The sequence below is a fragment of the Alphaproteobacteria bacterium genome, from assembly GCA_016699305.1.
Taxonomy (GTDB): Bacteria; Pseudomonadota; Alphaproteobacteria.
The window spans coordinates 951,925-966,283 of record CP064970.1 but is presented as its reverse complement, the minus strand read 5'-3'; the positions used below and the strand labels follow the sequence as shown (position 1 = coordinate 966,283).

The following is a 14,359-nucleotide window of genomic DNA, read 5'->3' as shown; positions in this document are numbered from 1 at the left end:
GGGGTCGCCCATGTTCTTTGTGATGATCCCATCTTTCCCATATGCCCGCAGGCCATGGCATTGATCCCGGCACATACCGATATCGCCGCCCAAAGCGGCTTGATGCGGTTTTTGCCTCAAAAACTGCGGCCTTTCGCGCTGTTGGCGCGGTGGGATCGACCGATTGGGACGATGTTGCTGTTATGGCCCTGCCTGTGGGGCGCGATGCTGGGCGCGGTTTTGGTGCCGATATCCTGGCGCATGGGGGAAATATTTCTTCTGTTTTGTGTCGGGGCGCTGGTCATGCGGGCCGCCGGATGCGTGATCAATGATTTATGGGATCGTCGGATCGACCGCCAAGTGGCGCGAACCCGTGGGCGGCCCTTGGCGAGCGGCGCGGTCAGCGTGTCTCAGGCCCTGGTGTTTTTAGCAGGTCTGCTGCTGCTGGGGCTGGGTGTGTTGATCCTGTTGCCGCGCCAAGTTTTGGTTCTGGCTTTGTTAAGCCTGCCTTTGGTCGTGCTGTATCCTTTGGCCAAACGGTTTTTCCCCTGGCCGCAACTGGTGCTGGGGCTGACCTTTAATTGGGGGGCCTTGCTGGGGTTCTTAGCCATGGCCGGACATTTAGAGCCGGCGGCTTGGTGGCTCTATGCCGCCGGGCTGTGCTGGACTTTGGGCTATGACACCATCTACGCCTTTCAGGATCGGTCCGACGACGCGCGGCTGGGGTTGCGCTCGACCGCATTGGTCTTTGGCCCCAGGGCCGGTCCGTGCTGGGTCGCCGGATTTTACACCGTGTTCGTGGCGTGTCTGGCCCAAGCCATGATGCAGATCGGGGCCGGTTGGAGCCTTGCGGCCATCGGTGTGTTGCCCCTGACGGTGCATTTGATCGGCCAAATCCAGGGCTGGAACCCCGATGACGCCCCTGCCTGCCTGCGGCGTTTCCGCAGCAATGCCTGGGCCGGATTCTGGGCCTTTGTCGGATGCGCATGGGTTTGGGGATGGTGGGTTTTTTCTACGGGCTTATAGACGCCGTTCACAGAGTTTCATAAATGATTCTAGGCCGTTACAGGCGATAGAGGAAAAGTCGGCTACTGCATCCAAGGCCTCGCAACGAAAGCAATATTCTTATATCGATATGATCGTTGCCTGTCTTAATATCACCGTTCCTAACGGTTTATCAGAGTGAGCCCCGTTTCCATGAGCAGCACGTTAAAAGCCAAAATCGAGGCGAAAGAGCCAGGTGCCTATCAGCAGCTTATGGACGCCGACCCCACCAAGCGAAAAACCTATATCCCTTGGCTGTGCGATCTTTTCTTGAATCATGGGTTGTTGTTGGAGGATTTGCCCAAGGCCAGCGCCTATCTGCCTGTCTTCCATCAGCACAAAAACAACCTTCCCAACACGGCAGACGGCAAGCCCGGAAGGAAAATCGGCTCCTATTCCAGCCTGCCGCAACTATACCGCGCCGTTGCACAGTACTTGCCCGAAGAGGTGCAGGACCCGGAGCAAGACCTGGCCGCCGATGCCCCCCAGGACATCATCGAGCTTTTCCATGAAAACGGCCTAAGGATCGTTATTCCCCTATCAAGCGCGGCGGCCACACGCGAAGGGCGCGGCACGCAGTGGTGCACGGCCTATGGCACCGCGCCGAACCATTTCTGGAACTATGCCAGCGAGGGACCTCTGCTGATTGTTCGCATGCAGGACAAAACCGGCGAGACTAATAAATACCAGCTGCATTTCGCTTCGGGGCAGTTTCAAGACGCGGCAAACGAGGAAATCAAGCTTGACCATCTGACGTGCCGATACCCCGATTTATGGCCTGTCTTGGAGCCTTACGCCCAAGCCAACATCGCACAGAATGGATGGGCGCTGGAATACGTCCCCGAAGAGCTGCGTGATAAGACGATGTGCCTGGCCGCCGTCACGCGAAATGGGTATGCGCTGGAACATGTCCCCGAAGAACTGCGCGACGAAGCGATGTGCCTGGCCGCCGTCACGCAAAATGGGTGTGCGCTGGAATACGTCCCCAAAGAGCTACGCGACGAAAAGGTGTGTATGGCAGCCGTCACGCAGGATTGGTGTGTGCTGGAACATGTCCCCGAAGAACTGCGCGACGAAGCGATGTGCCTGGCCGCCATCACGCAGAGTGGAGTGGCGCTGGTATATGTCCCCGAAGTGCTGCGCGATGAGAAGATGTGCCTGGCCGCCGTCACGCGAAATGGGTGTGCGCTGAAAGATGTCCCCGAAGAACTGCGCGATGAAAAGATGTGCCCGGCCGCCGTCATGCAGGATGGCAGGGCGCTGGATTATGTCCCGAAAAAGCTGCGCGATGAAAAGATGTGCCTGGCCGCCGTCATGCAGGATGGCAGGGCGCTGGAATACGTCCCCGAAGTGCTGCGTGATAAGACGATGTGCATGGCGGCCATCAGGCAGGATGTGCTGGCGCTGGATTATGTCCCGAAAAAGCTGCGCGATGAAAAGATGTGCCTGGCCGCCGTCAAGCGAAATGGGATGGCGCTGGGATATGTCCCCGGAGTGCTGCGTGATAAGACGATGTGCCTGGCCGCCGTCAAGCGAAATGGGTGGGCGCTGGGATATGTCCCCGAAGTGCTGCGCGATGAGAAGATGTGCCTGGCCGCCGTCACGCGAAATGGGTGGGCGCTGAAAGATGTCCCCGAAGAACTGCGCGATGAAGCGATGTGCATGGCGGCCATCATGCAGGATGTGCGGGCGCTGGAATACGTCCCCAAAGAACAAAGGAGCCCCGATATCTGTAAGGCAGCAGTTCAGTCACTCTTGCGCAAGGCGCAAGAGCAGAACGAGCCTGTAGAATTAGAGAACTTTCATCACATTCCCAACAAATGGCAGGACTTCGTCGCCAAGGAATGCGGCCTAGGGTTTGACGCGAAGGGATTTATGACAGTCAAACCACCAGAGCCGAATGTTCCTCGCAGTGGCATAGGGCGTGTCGGAACGCCCATGCCGCCTGCTTTGCAAGCGGCATAGCATAAGTACTCTAACTCTAACTCTCAGCATCTTCGGCTTGGACAGGTGATGGACCTCGTTTTCGCAAGGGTGACTCCCGTGAGAAAAGGCGTCTCAGTTTGTCTGTTATCCCCGCATCGAGCGGGGGGTGTTGTGGCCTTTGCTGGGCGCATGGCCGTTCGAATGGCGGTAATCTTGCAGTTTGGTGGCGCGTAAGGCGGTCACGCCGTGGCTTTCGATCAATTTTTGCCAGGATTGCAGTTCCTCGGGCGAAATATTATAGCGTGTGCAGGCATCCTCGGGCGAAATGTCGCCTTTGCGAACCGCCGCGACGACCTGCGCCTTGCGGCGCATCACCCAACGCTTGGTGTCGGCGGGCGGCAGCGACAATTCGGCCTTGGACGGGCCAATCGGGCTTGCTGAGACAGTGTGGGACGCGGGCGGCAGGGCTGACATGAATCGCTTCCGGGGGATCGTGCTGTCCACCTTAAGTCCAACAGGTTTAAAAAAACGCTAAGCGATACGGTTAACGGACGGCATTGAAGCTATTTACGCGGGAAGGCTGACAGGCTATAAAGACTGCCTGCTGGCGGATGGCGCGCTGTATGGCGTAACGGGCATGCCCGGCCGCGTCCGCAAGCGGAAAGTTAACGATTGACTGTGAAAGGAACCCGAAATGCCCAAGCTCAAGACCCATAGCGGGTCGAAAAAGCGCTTTACCGTGACCGCCACGGGCAAAGTGCGTTCAGGCCCCGCCTTCAAGCGCCATAACCTGCGCAAGCGTCCCCAAAGCATGAAACGCAAAGCGCGCGGCACCATGATCCTGTTCAAGACGGACGGCGATAACGTGCTGCGTCACTTCTTGCGCAACGCTTAATTTCGAAGACGGGAGAGAACAATGGCTCGTGTAAAACGCGGCGTGCGTGTGCATGCTCGGCACAAAAAAATTCTGAAGCTGGCTAAGGGATATCGCGGCCGCTCGAAAAACTGCTTTCGTATCGCTTTGCAGCGGGTGGAAAAGGCGCTGCAATACGCCTATCGCGACCGCCGCGTGCGCAAGCGCGAATTCCGCGCCTTGTGGATTCAGCGTATCAACGCCGCGACCCGCAACCAGGGCCTGACCTATGCGCGCTTCATCAATGGCTTGAAAAAGGCCGGGATCGCTCTGGACCGCAAGGTTCTGGCCGATCTGGCTGCGCGTGAACCCCAGGCGTTCTCCGCCTTGGTGGATAAGGCGCGTTCGGCACTGCAGGCCGCCTGAACGGGCGGATCATGACGGCAGGGCGCGATCTGGCGCTTTGGCGCCGCGAAAGTCTGGAGGCGGTGGAATCCGCCCCGGACTTGGCGGCGCTTGATGCCGTCCGCATCGCCCTGCTGGGACGCAAGGGCAGTCTGACCGAGGCTCTTAAGGGCCTGGCGGCCTTGTCCCCCGATGAAAAGCGCGCCCAGGGCGTGGCTCTTAACGCCTTGCGGGATGAGTTTGAACAGGCTCTGCGCCGACGCCAGCATGATTTGGCCGAGGCCGAGCTGGAAAGGCGTTTGTCCGCCGAGAAGGTGGATGTGACTCTTTCGGTCGCGCCCCGTGATGCGCCCGAGGCGCAAGGGATGCGTCACCCCCTGACCCAGGCCATGGCCGAGATCGCCGAGATCTTCGCGGGGATGGGCTTTCGTCTGGCCGAAGGGCCGGATATCGAAGACGACGACTATAATTTCACCCGCTTGAATATGCCGCCCGACCATCCGGCGCGTCAGATGCAAGACAGCTTTTACCTGCCTTTGGGCGCGGACGGTGTGCAGCGTTTGCCGCGCACCCACACCTCGGCGGTGCAGGTTCGGGCGATGCTGGCCCAGGGCGCGCCGATGCGCACCTTGATTATGGGCCGCGTCTTTCGCTGCGATTACGACATCACGCATACGCCCATGTTCCACCAGGTCGAAGGCTTGGTGATCGAAGACGGCATCCATATGGGGCATCTGAAAGGGTGTCTGACCGAATTCTTGCGCGCCTATTTCGGCCTTGATCAGGTGCGTTTGCGCTTTCGTCCCAGCTTTTTCCCTTTTACCGAGCCATCGGCGGAAATCGATATCGCCTGTTCGCGGCGCGAGGGCGTGTTGCGTCTGGGCGAGGGCGAGGATTGGCTGGAGATTCTAGGCTGCGGCATGGTGCATAGCAGGGTATTACAAGCGGGCGGCCTGGACCCTCTACGCTGGCGCGGCTTTGCCTTTGGCGCGGGGGTTGAGCGGTTGGCCATGCTCAAATACGGCATTCCGGATTTACGCACCTTCTTTGACTCCGACCTGCGCTGGCTGCGCCATTACGGCCTGCCTGCCTCCGGTGCCCCTTCCGCCGCGATGGGGTTCGTCGGGCGATGAAATTCTCTCTGTCATGGCTGAAACAGCATCTAGAAACCACGGCCAGCGCCGATGAATTGGCGGCCAAGCTGACGGCTTTGGGGTTGGAGGTCGAGGAAATCCACGATCCGGCCAAGGACCTTGCCGCTTTCACGATCGCCGAGGTGGTCGAGGCGGTCCAGCATCCGGATGCCGATCGGTTGCGCGTGTGCCGTGTGATGACCAGCGCGGGCGAGATGGGCGTGGTCTGCGGCGCGCCCAATGCGCGGGCGGGGATCAAGGTGGCTTTCGCCGCGCCGGGCGTGACCATTCCGGCCAATGGCATGGTGATCAAAAAGGCCAAGATTCGCGGCGTGGACTCGGCGGGCATGCTGTGTTCGGCGTCGGAACTGGGCCTTTCTTTGGGACCGGACGCGGATAAGGGCATTATCGAGCTTCCCGCCGACTCGCCCATGGGTGGTTCGGTCGCGTCAGCTCTGGGGATCGACGATCCCGTGTTTTTGGTCAAGCTGACCCCCAACCGTCCCGATTGCACCGGAGTGCGCGGCATCGCGCGCGATCTGGCGGCGGCGGGTATGGGGAGTTTGAAGCCTTTGGATCTGTCGCCTGTGGCGGCAAGCTTTGCCAGCCCCATCGGCGTGACGTTGGATTTTCCGCCCGAGGCGCAACAGGCCTGTCCGCATTTCATCGGTCGCTTGATCCGGGGCGTGCGCAATGGCGAAAGCCCCGCTTGGTTGAAACGTCGTTTGGAGCAGGCCGGGTTGCGGCCCATCTCGGCCTTGGTCGATATCACCAATTACCTGACCCATGATTTGGGGCGACCTTTGCACGTTTTTGACGTGGACAAGCTGTCGGGAACGCAAATCACCGTGCGCCTGGCGCGGGCGGGTGAGAGCATGGCGGCCCTGAACGGCAAGACCTATGAGCTGGTCGAGGGCATGACCGTGGTGGCCGATGCGGCCGGACCCCAGGCCCTGGGCGGCGTGATCGGGGCCGAAGGCTCGGGCTGTCAGGCCCAAACGACGGATGTTTTCCTGGAATGCGCCTGGTTCGATCCCAAACGCACGGCGCGCACGGGCCGGGCCTTGCAGATCGACTCGGATGCGCGATACCGCTTTGAGCGCGGCGTGGACCCGGCCTCGGTGGCCTGGGGGGCGGAGGTTGCCACGCGCTTGATTTTGGAATGTTGCGGTGGCCAGGCCAGTGCCCTGGTGGTGGCAGGCGCATCGCCCAAGGCCCCGGATGCGTTGATCTATGATCCTGCCGATTGCGCGGCGGGATCGGGGGTACAGATTGCGCCGGACGAGCAACACCGTCTGTTGGAAGGCTTGGGCTTTGACGTTCAGCCGCAAGCCGGCGGTCTATTCCGTGTGCAGCCGCCCAGTTGGCGGCCCGATATCGATGGAAGCGCGGATGTGGTGGAAGAAGTGCTGCGCTTGCACGGCTTTGACGCCATCCCCGAGACTTTTTTGCCGCGCCAGGGCCTATCCGCTCAAGGCGCGGTGACGCCGTCCTGGCGGCGTGCGGAACGGGTGCGCCGTGCTTTGGCCGCGCGCGGTTTGTGCGAGGCGGTGACCTGGTCGATGATCTCGCGTCCGGCGGCCATGGCGGTCGCAGGCGGTCAGCCGGTGGCCGAAGAGATGGTCTTGCTCAATCCCATCACGCCGGATTTGGCCGTGATGCGCGGCTCTATCTTGCCGGGTTTGATCGAGGGCGTGTCGCATAATCGCATGCGCGGCTATCCCGATACCGGCTTGTTCGAGGTCGGCCCCGTTTACGACAATCCAACTTTGCCGGGGCAAAAACTGGTCGCTGGCATGGTGCGCTCGGGAAGCGCGGTCACGCGCCATTGGCAAGCGCAATCGCGTCAGGTGGACCCGTTCGACGTCAAGGCTGATGCCCTGGCCGCTTTGCAGGCGGCAGGGTGCCCCACCGAAAATCTGGAAACCGAAGGCCTTGGCGCAGGGCCGGCCTATCATCCCGGCCAAAGCGGAATCTTGAAACTGGGCGATCGCGTGTTGGCTCGTTTTGGCGCGGTGCATCCGCGCCTATTGTCGGCGATGGATGTTTCCGGTTCTTGGGTGGCCGCCGAAGTGTTCCTAGGCCTATTGCCCCCCGCGCGCGAAGGCACGGCGCGCCCGGCGTTAAAGGTCTTGCCCTTACAGCCCGTGACGCGAGATTTCGCCTTTGTGGTGCCCGATTCCGTCTCGGCGGGTGCCTTGGCCAAAGCCGCGCGCGCCGCCGATCGTCGCCTGATCGCCGGGGCCGAGGTGTTCGATATCTTCACCGGCCCTTCTTTGGGCGAAGGCATGAAATCCCTGGCCGTTGCCGTGACCATCCAACCCATCGAACGCACCCTGACGGAACAGGACATGAAGGAACTATGCGCCCGCATCCTTGCCAAGGTGGAATCGGATGTGGGGGGTAGGTTGAGAGGGTAGGCGGTCGTTCCATTTGATATATTCCCCATTGTGGGGCAATCAAGTGTTTGAAGTATTGCGTAAGGGATGTGTATTCCACAGTAATATCAAACGCGCGGATGGCGTGTTCATGCTACGATGCAATGCATGAACACACAGGCTCGACGGAAGCACGTCTTATTCCCGACCGCATTACGATGGCATTGGGCATTATTGATGATGGGGTTGCTGGCGATTACAGCGCATTTCGCGCTTCGGTGGGTGGGTTTGCCGAATATTTATTCTATGGCTGCCGCAGATATTCCGCTGCTTGTTGCTATCGTTATCGGCGGCATACCGCTTGTGCTGCAAATTCTTATAAGGCTGATCCATCGTGATTTTGGCGCAGATTTTCTTGCCGTCCTCGCTTTGATCACGGGCGCATGGCTTGGCGAGTATCTGGCTGCCGTGCTGATTATCCTGATGCTTGCCGGGGGCAAGGCTCTGGAATCCTATGCCATGCGTAAAGCTTCGTCGGTGTTGATGGCCTTGGCGGAACGCATGCCGACCACCGCGCATCGCAAGCAAGGAAACAAAACCGAAGAAATCACGCTTTCCGATATTGCCATCGGCGATGAGATCGTCGTGTTTCCCCATGAAACAGCCCCTGTCGATGGCACCGTCATGGATGGTCAAGGATCCATGGACGAGTCCTATCTGACGGGCGAACCTTATCGCGTGTCCAAAGCGCCGGGCGCTTCGGTTCTGTCCGGCGCGATCAATGGCGAGGCGGTGCTTGTTATCCGCGCGGAGAAATTGGCGCATGATTCGCGTTACGCCCAGATCATGGGGGTTATGCAAGAGGCCGAGCAGAAGCGCCCGACTATGCGGCGCATCGGCGACCAAATCGGCGCCGTCTTTGCGCCCATCGCCTTGCTTTGCGCGATGGCGGCTTGGTATTTCACGGGCGACTCCACGCGCTTTCTGGCGGTGCTGGTCGTGGCGACCCCATGCCCGCTTTTGATCGCCATCCCCATTACGCTCATCAGCGCCATTTCCATGGCTGCGCGTCGCGGCATCATCATTAAAGACCCCACCGTGTTGGAACGTCTGCCAACCTGTCGCACCGCGATTTTCGATAAGACAGGAACGCTGACCTACGGCAAGCCTGAACTGACGGAGATTCGGACCGCGCAAGGCGTGGAACAAGCCGATATTCTGCGAAGCGCGGCAAGTTTGGAGCGTTACTCCAAGCACCCATTGGCACAGGCGATCTTGCAAGCCGCCCAGAAAGAAAAACTGTTGTTGATTGAGGCCGCCAGCGTTTCCGAGAAGCCAGGCCAAGGATTAACCGGACTCGTCGACGGGCATGAAATTCGCGTCACGAACCGCAAGAAACTTGTGCAAGCGACGCCTGATATGCTTTCTAGCCTCCCGCCTACGGAACCGGGGCTCGAATGCATCTTGATGCGGGATGGTCGGTACGCGGCGACATTTCATTTCCGCGACGCCCCGCGTTCGGATGGGAAATCCTTCATCAGCCACCTTGCCCCGTCGCATCATTTCAACAAAATCATGTTGGTCTCTGGCGATCGTGATTCAGAGGTGACCTATCTTGCAGATCTGCTTGGCATCAAAGAAACCTTGGCCTCACAAAGCCCGGAGCAAAAAGTCGCTATTGTTCGCGCGGAGACGGCCAAGGCTCAAACCCTGTTTATGGGGGACGGAATCAATGATGCGCCCGCGCTTGCCTCGGCAACTGTCGGCATTGCTTTCGGCCAGCATAGCTCGGTGACGGCTGAGGCTGCCGGGGCCGTCATCATGGAAAATTCGTTGGTCAAAGTGGATGAGCTTATTCACATCAGCACCGCCATGCGACGCATCGTTCTTGAAAGCGCGTTGGGCGGTATGGCTCTTAGCCTGATCGCGATGGGCTTTGCCGCCGGCGGGTTTATCACGCCTGTCATGGGGGCATTGTTGCAGGAAGGTGTTGATATCCTTGCCATCGCGAATGCTCTGCGTCTGAGCTTGGGACATTCCGTCAAGATTGATCTCAACGATCGGAAAGCAGGCGCGGCATAAGCGTGTTTGGCCCAATCGCCGGACATTCGCCCGTGTCACTGCGCCTTGGTCTCCTTCACTTCCAGAATCCTATCCACGCTGAACATGCGTTCCTCGCTACGCAGGGCGCAAAAGGCCTTCATGCCCAGGAAGGTCTTGCCCTTGAACTCCTCCTCGCCCAGTGAAAGAGGGCGCACGGTGCGGCTGGTCTTTGTGTCGTTGCCTTTCAGATAAACGATGTCTAAAAACCGTTTTCCCTTCATCGCCGCCTTGATCAGCGCGATTTTGCCCTCGCGCGGCAAGGCGGTCTGGGCCTTGCGGTATTGGTGCGAGGTCAGAAACTCGAAAATGCGGTAATCGGTGCGGATATTCTGCTTGCCGATGGGCGTCTTTAAGACAATCCCCTCGAACGAGGTGCAGCGCGAGAGCGCGACATACATCTGCCCCGCCGCAAAGGTGCCGCGCCCGATATCGATGGCGACATGCTCGAAGGTCTTGCCCTGACTTTTGTGGATGGTGACCGCCCAGGCCAGGCGGAACGGGTATTGCGTGAAGGTGCCGACGGGTTCCGACACGATCACCTCGTCCTCCACGTCAAAGCGATAGACCTCCCATCGGTAGGGATAGACTTCGACCAACTCGTCGTCATCCTCAAGCTGGACTTGTAAATACTCCTTACCCTCTATGTCCTTCTTGACCGCCTTGATCGCGCCGATGCTGCCATTGACCCAGCGTTTGTTGCTGTCGTTGTTCAGCATCATGATTTGCGCGCCGGGCTTAAAGCGCAGCTCGGTGGCGGTCGGGAAATATTCCTTGCCAAATTCGCCGCTGATTTGGGCTTGGGCGCAATGCGCCTTGCCTTTCAGCGCGTCCAAATGCGCGGCGTTGATCTCGTCGGCGCGGGCGTTGGTGGTGGTCAAGGTGATGAAGAAGCCGTCTTTCTTTTGGGGCGTCTCTGTCTTGATATGACGGCTGTTCAGCAGCTTGATATCCGCGTCCTCCACCGAATTGTTGCGGATTTTGTTCAGCAGATTGATAAAGCCGGGGTCTTTCTGGCGATAGACTTTTTCAAGTTCCACCACCTCCAACGGCATATCGCGCAGCGCATGGGCACTGAAGAAATAGGGCGTCTTGTAATAGGTCGTAAACAGTTCTCTCTCGTCTGAGGATACGACTGGCGGCAATTGATACAAATCACCGATAAAGATCATCTGCACGCCGCCAAAGGCCGTACCCGGATGGGGGCCGTATATCTGCAAGAACGTATCCACGCAGTCCAGCAGATCGGCGCGCACCATCGAGACTTCGTCGATGATGATGGTTTTGAGTTTCTTATAAAGCTTCGGGTGGCGCGGCTTGGTCTTTTTCTCACGGATCTTCTGGGGCGTCACATCGACATAGAAATGGAAGAAGCTGTGGATCGTCTGTCCCTTGACGTTCAACGCCGCCACCCCCGTGGGCGCAAGGATGACGGGCTTCTTATCCGTGGTCGCGCAAAAATGCGACAGCAGCGTCGATTTGCCCGTCCCCGCTTTGCCGGTGATGAACAGGCTCCGCCCCGTCTCCTCCATCAGGTGGAGAGCCTCCTTGAACCGTTCGTTGACGTCGATTTTCGGCATAGCGCTCTCATGAAGCCATTCGGTATCGCCATTGTGGTCATAATGGGCATTTGCGCAAGAGTCGTTGGACCCATTCATTAAGCCGGGAATCTTCAATGCCAATCATGGGGCACGGCGTATAAGATGGCGATGCTTGTCGTCGTGTTGGCGGCCCGGCCGAAGGACCTATACGCACATTTCTTGCCGGTACGGCGTTTCGATTGAGCTTTATCCCCATCCCCCTTGGCAGAACCCGCGCGAATCTGTAGCCTAAGGCGCATCTCATGCAACCGGGAGTTTGGGGATGATCTGGGACGCGGTGGTTCTTTCCCGCTTGCAATTCGCCTTTACGGTCGGATTCCACATTCTATTTCCCACTTTTACCATCGGCCTGGCCAGTTTCCTGATGGTCCTGGAAGCCAGTTGGATCAAGACCGGAAAGCCGGTCTATTTGCAGCTCTTTCGCTTTTGGTCGCGTATCTTCGCCTTGGGCTTTGGCGTCGGCGTGGTCACGGGCGTTGTCTTGTCCTATCAATTCGGCACGAATTTCGGGCCCTTTACCGCCGCGACGGCCAATGTGCTGGGGCCTTTATTGGGGTATGAGGTGCTGACCGCCTTCTTCCTCGAAGCCGGGTTTATCGGCGTGATGCTGTTCGGGTTGGAGCGGGTCGGTCCGCGCCAACATTTCATCGCCACATGCTGCGTGGCGGTGGGCACGGTGATCAGCGCATTTTGGATCCTTTCGGCCAATTCCTGGATGCAGACTCCGGCGGGGTTCCATCTGATTGACGGCAAGTTCCATGTCAGCAATTGGCTAGAGGCCATCTTCAATCCGTCCTTCCCCTATCGCTTTGCCCATATGGTGTTGGCGGCCTATATGACCGCCGCCTTTATGGTTCTGGGCGTGCATGCCTGGTACATGCTGCGCGGCGAGCATCCCGATTTCGCCCGTAAGGGGCTGGCTTTGGCCCTGCTTATGGCGGCGATCACCGCGCCGCTTCAAGCGGTGATCGGCGACGTTCACGGGCAGAACAGCTTCGCGCATCAGCCCATGAAGGTCGCCGCCATCGAAGGACGCTGGGAAACGATGGCCGGCGCGCCTTTGTTGCTCTTCGCCCTGCCCAATCAAAAAGAGGCGCGCAACGAGGCGGAAATCGGCATTCCCAAATTGGCCAGTTTGATCTTGACCCATGACGCCGACGGCGTGGTGCCGGGACTGGATCAAGTGGAGGCCAAAGACCGTCCCCCCGTGGCTATCGTCTTTTTCGCGTTCCGCTTGATGGTCGGTTGCGGCACGGCCTTGCTGGTGTTGGCGGGTTGGGGCGTGTATCTGGCTTGGCGGCGCAAGCTGTATGACAATCGCCTGTTTCTGCGCGCGGCCATCGCCGCCGTGCCCTTGGGCTTTATCGCCACCATTTCAGGCTGGACGGTGGCCGAGGTCGGGCGTCAGCCCTGGACGGTGTACAAACTGATGCGGACTTCGGACAGCGTCTCGCATGTCACGGCGGGCGAGGTGTCGTTTTCATTGGCGCTGTTCGTCTTGGTCTATGGCTGTCTGCTGATGGCCTTGGTGTATTACATGCTGCGTATGATCGTGCAGGGCCCCAAGGCGATCCATGAGAACGAAGAGGTGTTGGTGGGACGCGAAATGGCGGCCCGCCCACCGGTGCAAGGAGACGACGCATGAGCCACGATTGGGCGCAATGGCTGCCGATGATCTGCGGCGCGGTGGTCGCCATCGCCATCTTCATGTATGTCATGCTTGACGGCTTTGACCTGGGCGTGGGGCTGTTGATGCCCATGGCCGATGGCGAGGATCAGCGCGAGACGATGATGAACAGCGTCGCTCCTTTTTGGGACGGCAACGAGACCTGGTTGGTGCTGGGCGGCGGCGGGTTGTTGGCCACTTTTCCCCTGGCCTTTGCCACTTTGCTGCCCGGGTTATACGGCCCCGTGATGTTGATGTTGTTCGCCTTGGTGTTTCGGGGCGTGGCGTTTGAGTTTCGCTTTAAGGCGCAAAAAAAAGGACGGCGCGTGTGGGATTGTTGTTTTTGGCTGGGATCCAGCCTTGCGGCTTTGGCCCAAGGCGTGATGCTGGGGGCCTTCGTGCAGGGCTTCACCCTGGACGCTCAGGGGCATATCGTCGGCACGCCATGGCTGACATGGTTTTGCCTGTTCACCGGCATCGGCCTGGCTTGTGGTTATGCCTTGTTGGGGGCGTGCTGGCTGGTGCTTAAGGCGGAGGGGCCATTGCAGGCGCGCGCCTTGCTGGCGGCGCGGGTGCTGGCCTTTGGCTTGATCATCTTCATCGTGGGCGTCAGTTTATGGACCCCGATCACTCAGCCGGAAATCGCCCAGCGTTGGTTCAGCCTGCCCAACTTCTTGTATCTGTCCCAGGTGCCCCTGTTCACGGCGTTTCTGGCGGGTGCCTTGTTATGGTCGCTGCATAAGAGGCACCAATTGATGCCCTTCTTATGCACCATCGGCTTGTTCTTGATGTCCTATCTGGGGCTGGCGGTCAGCTTGTGGCCTTATACCGTCCCGCGTGTCCTGACACTATGGGATACAGCCGCCGCGCCGGAATCTCAGGGGTTCTTGTTGGTCGGGGTGGTGATTTTCCTGCCTTTGGTGTTGTTCTATACTGCGTTCAGCTTTTGGGTGTTTCGCGGCAAGGTGCGCCGTCATGCGGGGTATGAATGACCGTTCGGCCTTCTTCGCCTGTGTCCGCTTCGTCGCCCCGTAAGGCCGTCAAGGGCTTGGCGTGGTTCGTGGGGATCTACGCGGCCTCCATCGCCGCGCTGGCGGTGGTGACGGGTTTGTTGAAATGGCTGATGAAGGGCTTTTAAGCCCAGCTCTTCATGCTCTGACCCCCCAAGACGCCGAGGATATGGCCCGCTTGGCGGGCGACGGCCTTGAAGCGGGAACCGCCTGGTCATGTGCCGCCTATGCGCAGAGCCTTAACCTGGCAGAAACCTTCGGTTT

At 59.2% G+C, this 14,359-nt stretch carries 12 protein-coding genes; 10 read left to right on the top strand and 2 right to left on the bottom strand.

All coding sequences use genetic code 11. The features are described from left to right. Positions 1–54 precede the first annotated feature (54 nt). Together IPI58_04485 and IPI58_04480 are read left to right on the top strand one after the other, a co-directional pair. A complete protein-coding gene (locus tag IPI58_04485; protein ID QQR69909.1) occupies positions 55–1,005 on the top strand; it encodes a 4-hydroxybenzoate octaprenyltransferase in 951 nt (316 codons plus the stop codon). Between the two features lie 171 nt (positions 1,006–1,176). After that, entirely contained in the window at positions 1,177–2,988 is a 1,812-nt protein-coding gene (locus IPI58_04480) for a DUF4116 domain-containing protein (GenBank protein QQR69908.1), read from the top strand. A 105-nt stretch (positions 2,989–3,093) separates the two neighbouring features. On the opposite strand, the gene IPI58_04475 is transcribed toward IPI58_04480, so the two are convergent. Then, positions 3,094–3,423 carry a DUF1153 domain-containing protein gene (locus tag IPI58_04475; protein QQR69907.1) on the bottom strand — a complete coding sequence of 110 codons (330 nt, stop codon included), beginning with the start codon at positions 3,421–3,423 and terminating at the stop codon, positions 3,094–3,096. Positions 3,424–3,643: 220 nt separating this feature from the next. Here IPI58_04475 and rpmI point away from each other — a divergent pair, with 220 nt between their 5' ends. The 5 genes from rpmI (at position 3,644) to IPI58_04450 (ending at position 9,800) form a co-directional block, all read left to right on the top strand. Next, the gene (gene rpmI / locus IPI58_04470) at positions 3,644–3,844 is read left to right on the top strand and encodes a 50S ribosomal protein L35 (GenBank protein ID QQR69906.1); all 201 of its coding nucleotides are present in this window, start codon (positions 3,644–3,646) and stop codon (positions 3,842–3,844) included. Positions 3,845–3,865: 21 nt separating this feature from the next. Beyond that, positions 3,866–4,228 (top strand): 50S ribosomal protein L20, encoded by a 363-nt coding sequence (gene rplT / locus IPI58_04465; GenBank protein QQR69905.1) that lies wholly within the window; start codon positions 3,866–3,868, stop codon positions 4,226–4,228. An 11-nt stretch (positions 4,229–4,239) separates the two neighbouring features. Continuing rightward, on the top strand, positions 4,240–5,340 hold the full coding sequence (pheS, locus tag IPI58_04460; GenBank protein ID QQR69904.1) for a phenylalanine--tRNA ligase subunit alpha: 1,101 nt from the start codon (positions 4,240–4,242) through the stop codon (positions 5,338–5,340). After that, positions 5,337–7,760: a phenylalanine--tRNA ligase subunit beta gene (locus IPI58_04455; protein QQR69903.1), complete on the top strand. Its 2,424-nt coding sequence runs from the start codon at positions 5,337–5,339 to the stop codon at positions 7,758–7,760. Before pheS ends, IPI58_04455 begins: the two co-directional genes overlap by 4 nt. Before the next feature lie 195 nt (positions 7,761–7,955). After that, on the top strand, positions 7,956–9,800 hold the full coding sequence (locus IPI58_04450) for a heavy metal translocating P-type ATPase (GenBank protein ID QQR69902.1): 1,845 nt from the start codon (positions 7,956–7,958) through the stop codon (positions 9,798–9,800). Positions 9,801–9,835: 35 nt separating this feature from the next. Here IPI58_04450 and IPI58_04445 read toward each other — a convergent pair whose 3' ends face one another. Further along, entirely contained in the window at positions 9,836–11,398 is a 1,563-nt protein-coding gene (locus tag IPI58_04445) for an AAA family ATPase (protein ID QQR69901.1), read from the bottom strand. 283 nt (positions 11,399–11,681) lie between these two features. Here IPI58_04445 and IPI58_04440 point away from each other — a divergent pair, with 283 nt between their 5' ends. The 3 genes from IPI58_04440 to IPI58_04430 are packed head-to-tail and all read left to right on the top strand — an operon-like array spanning position 11,682 to position 14,223. Next, positions 11,682–13,064, top strand: coding sequence for a cytochrome ubiquinol oxidase subunit I (locus IPI58_04440; GenBank protein QQR69900.1), 1,383 nt, complete (start codon positions 11,682–11,684; stop codon positions 13,062–13,064). Next, on the top strand, positions 13,061–14,077 hold the full coding sequence (cydB, locus tag IPI58_04435; protein QQR69899.1) for a cytochrome d ubiquinol oxidase subunit II: 1,017 nt from the start codon (positions 13,061–13,063) through the stop codon (positions 14,075–14,077). The genes IPI58_04440 and cydB overlap by 4 nt, the downstream gene beginning before the upstream one ends. Further along, on the top strand, positions 14,074–14,223 hold the full coding sequence (locus IPI58_04430) for a DUF2474 family protein (GenBank protein QQR69898.1): 150 nt from the start codon (positions 14,074–14,076) through the stop codon (positions 14,221–14,223). Before cydB ends, IPI58_04430 begins: the two co-directional genes overlap by 4 nt. Positions 14,224–14,359 lie beyond the last annotated feature (136 nt).

What these genes read in the sequence shown, in the direction of transcription:
- rpmI (QQR69906.1), top strand. Translation starts at nt 3,644, where the DNA reads ATGCCCAAGCTCAAGACCCATAGCGGGTCGAAAAAGCGCTTTACCGTG.
- IPI58_04445 (QQR69901.1), bottom strand. Translation starts at nt 11,398, where the DNA reads ATGCCGAAAATCGACGTCAACGAACGGTTCAAGGAGGCTCTCCACCTG.
- IPI58_04450 (QQR69902.1), top strand. Translation starts at nt 7,956, where the DNA reads ATGATGGGGTTGCTGGCGATTACAGCGCATTTCGCGCTTCGGTGGGTG.
- IPI58_04480 (QQR69908.1), top strand. Translation starts at nt 1,177, where the DNA reads ATGAGCAGCACGTTAAAAGCCAAAATCGAGGCGAAAGAGCCAGGTGCC.
- pheS (QQR69904.1), top strand. Translation starts at nt 4,240, where the DNA reads ATGACGGCAGGGCGCGATCTGGCGCTTTGGCGCCGCGAAAGTCTGGAG.
- rplT (QQR69905.1), top strand. Translation starts at nt 3,866, where the DNA reads ATGGCTCGTGTAAAACGCGGCGTGCGTGTGCATGCTCGGCACAAAAAA.
- IPI58_04485 (QQR69909.1), top strand. Translation starts at nt 55, where the DNA reads ATGGCATTGATCCCGGCACATACCGATATCGCCGCCCAAAGCGGCTTG.
- IPI58_04455 (QQR69903.1), top strand. Translation starts at nt 5,337, where the DNA reads ATGAAATTCTCTCTGTCATGGCTGAAACAGCATCTAGAAACCACGGCC.
- IPI58_04475 (QQR69907.1), bottom strand. Translation starts at nt 3,423, where the DNA reads ATGTCAGCCCTGCCGCCCGCGTCCCACACTGTCTCAGCAAGCCCGATT.
- IPI58_04440 (QQR69900.1), top strand. Translation starts at nt 11,682, where the DNA reads ATGATCTGGGACGCGGTGGTTCTTTCCCGCTTGCAATTCGCCTTTACG.
- cydB (QQR69899.1), top strand. Translation starts at nt 13,061, where the DNA reads ATGAGCCACGATTGGGCGCAATGGCTGCCGATGATCTGCGGCGCGGTG.
- IPI58_04430 (QQR69898.1), top strand. Translation starts at nt 14,074, where the DNA reads ATGACCGTTCGGCCTTCTTCGCCTGTGTCCGCTTCGTCGCCCCGTAAG.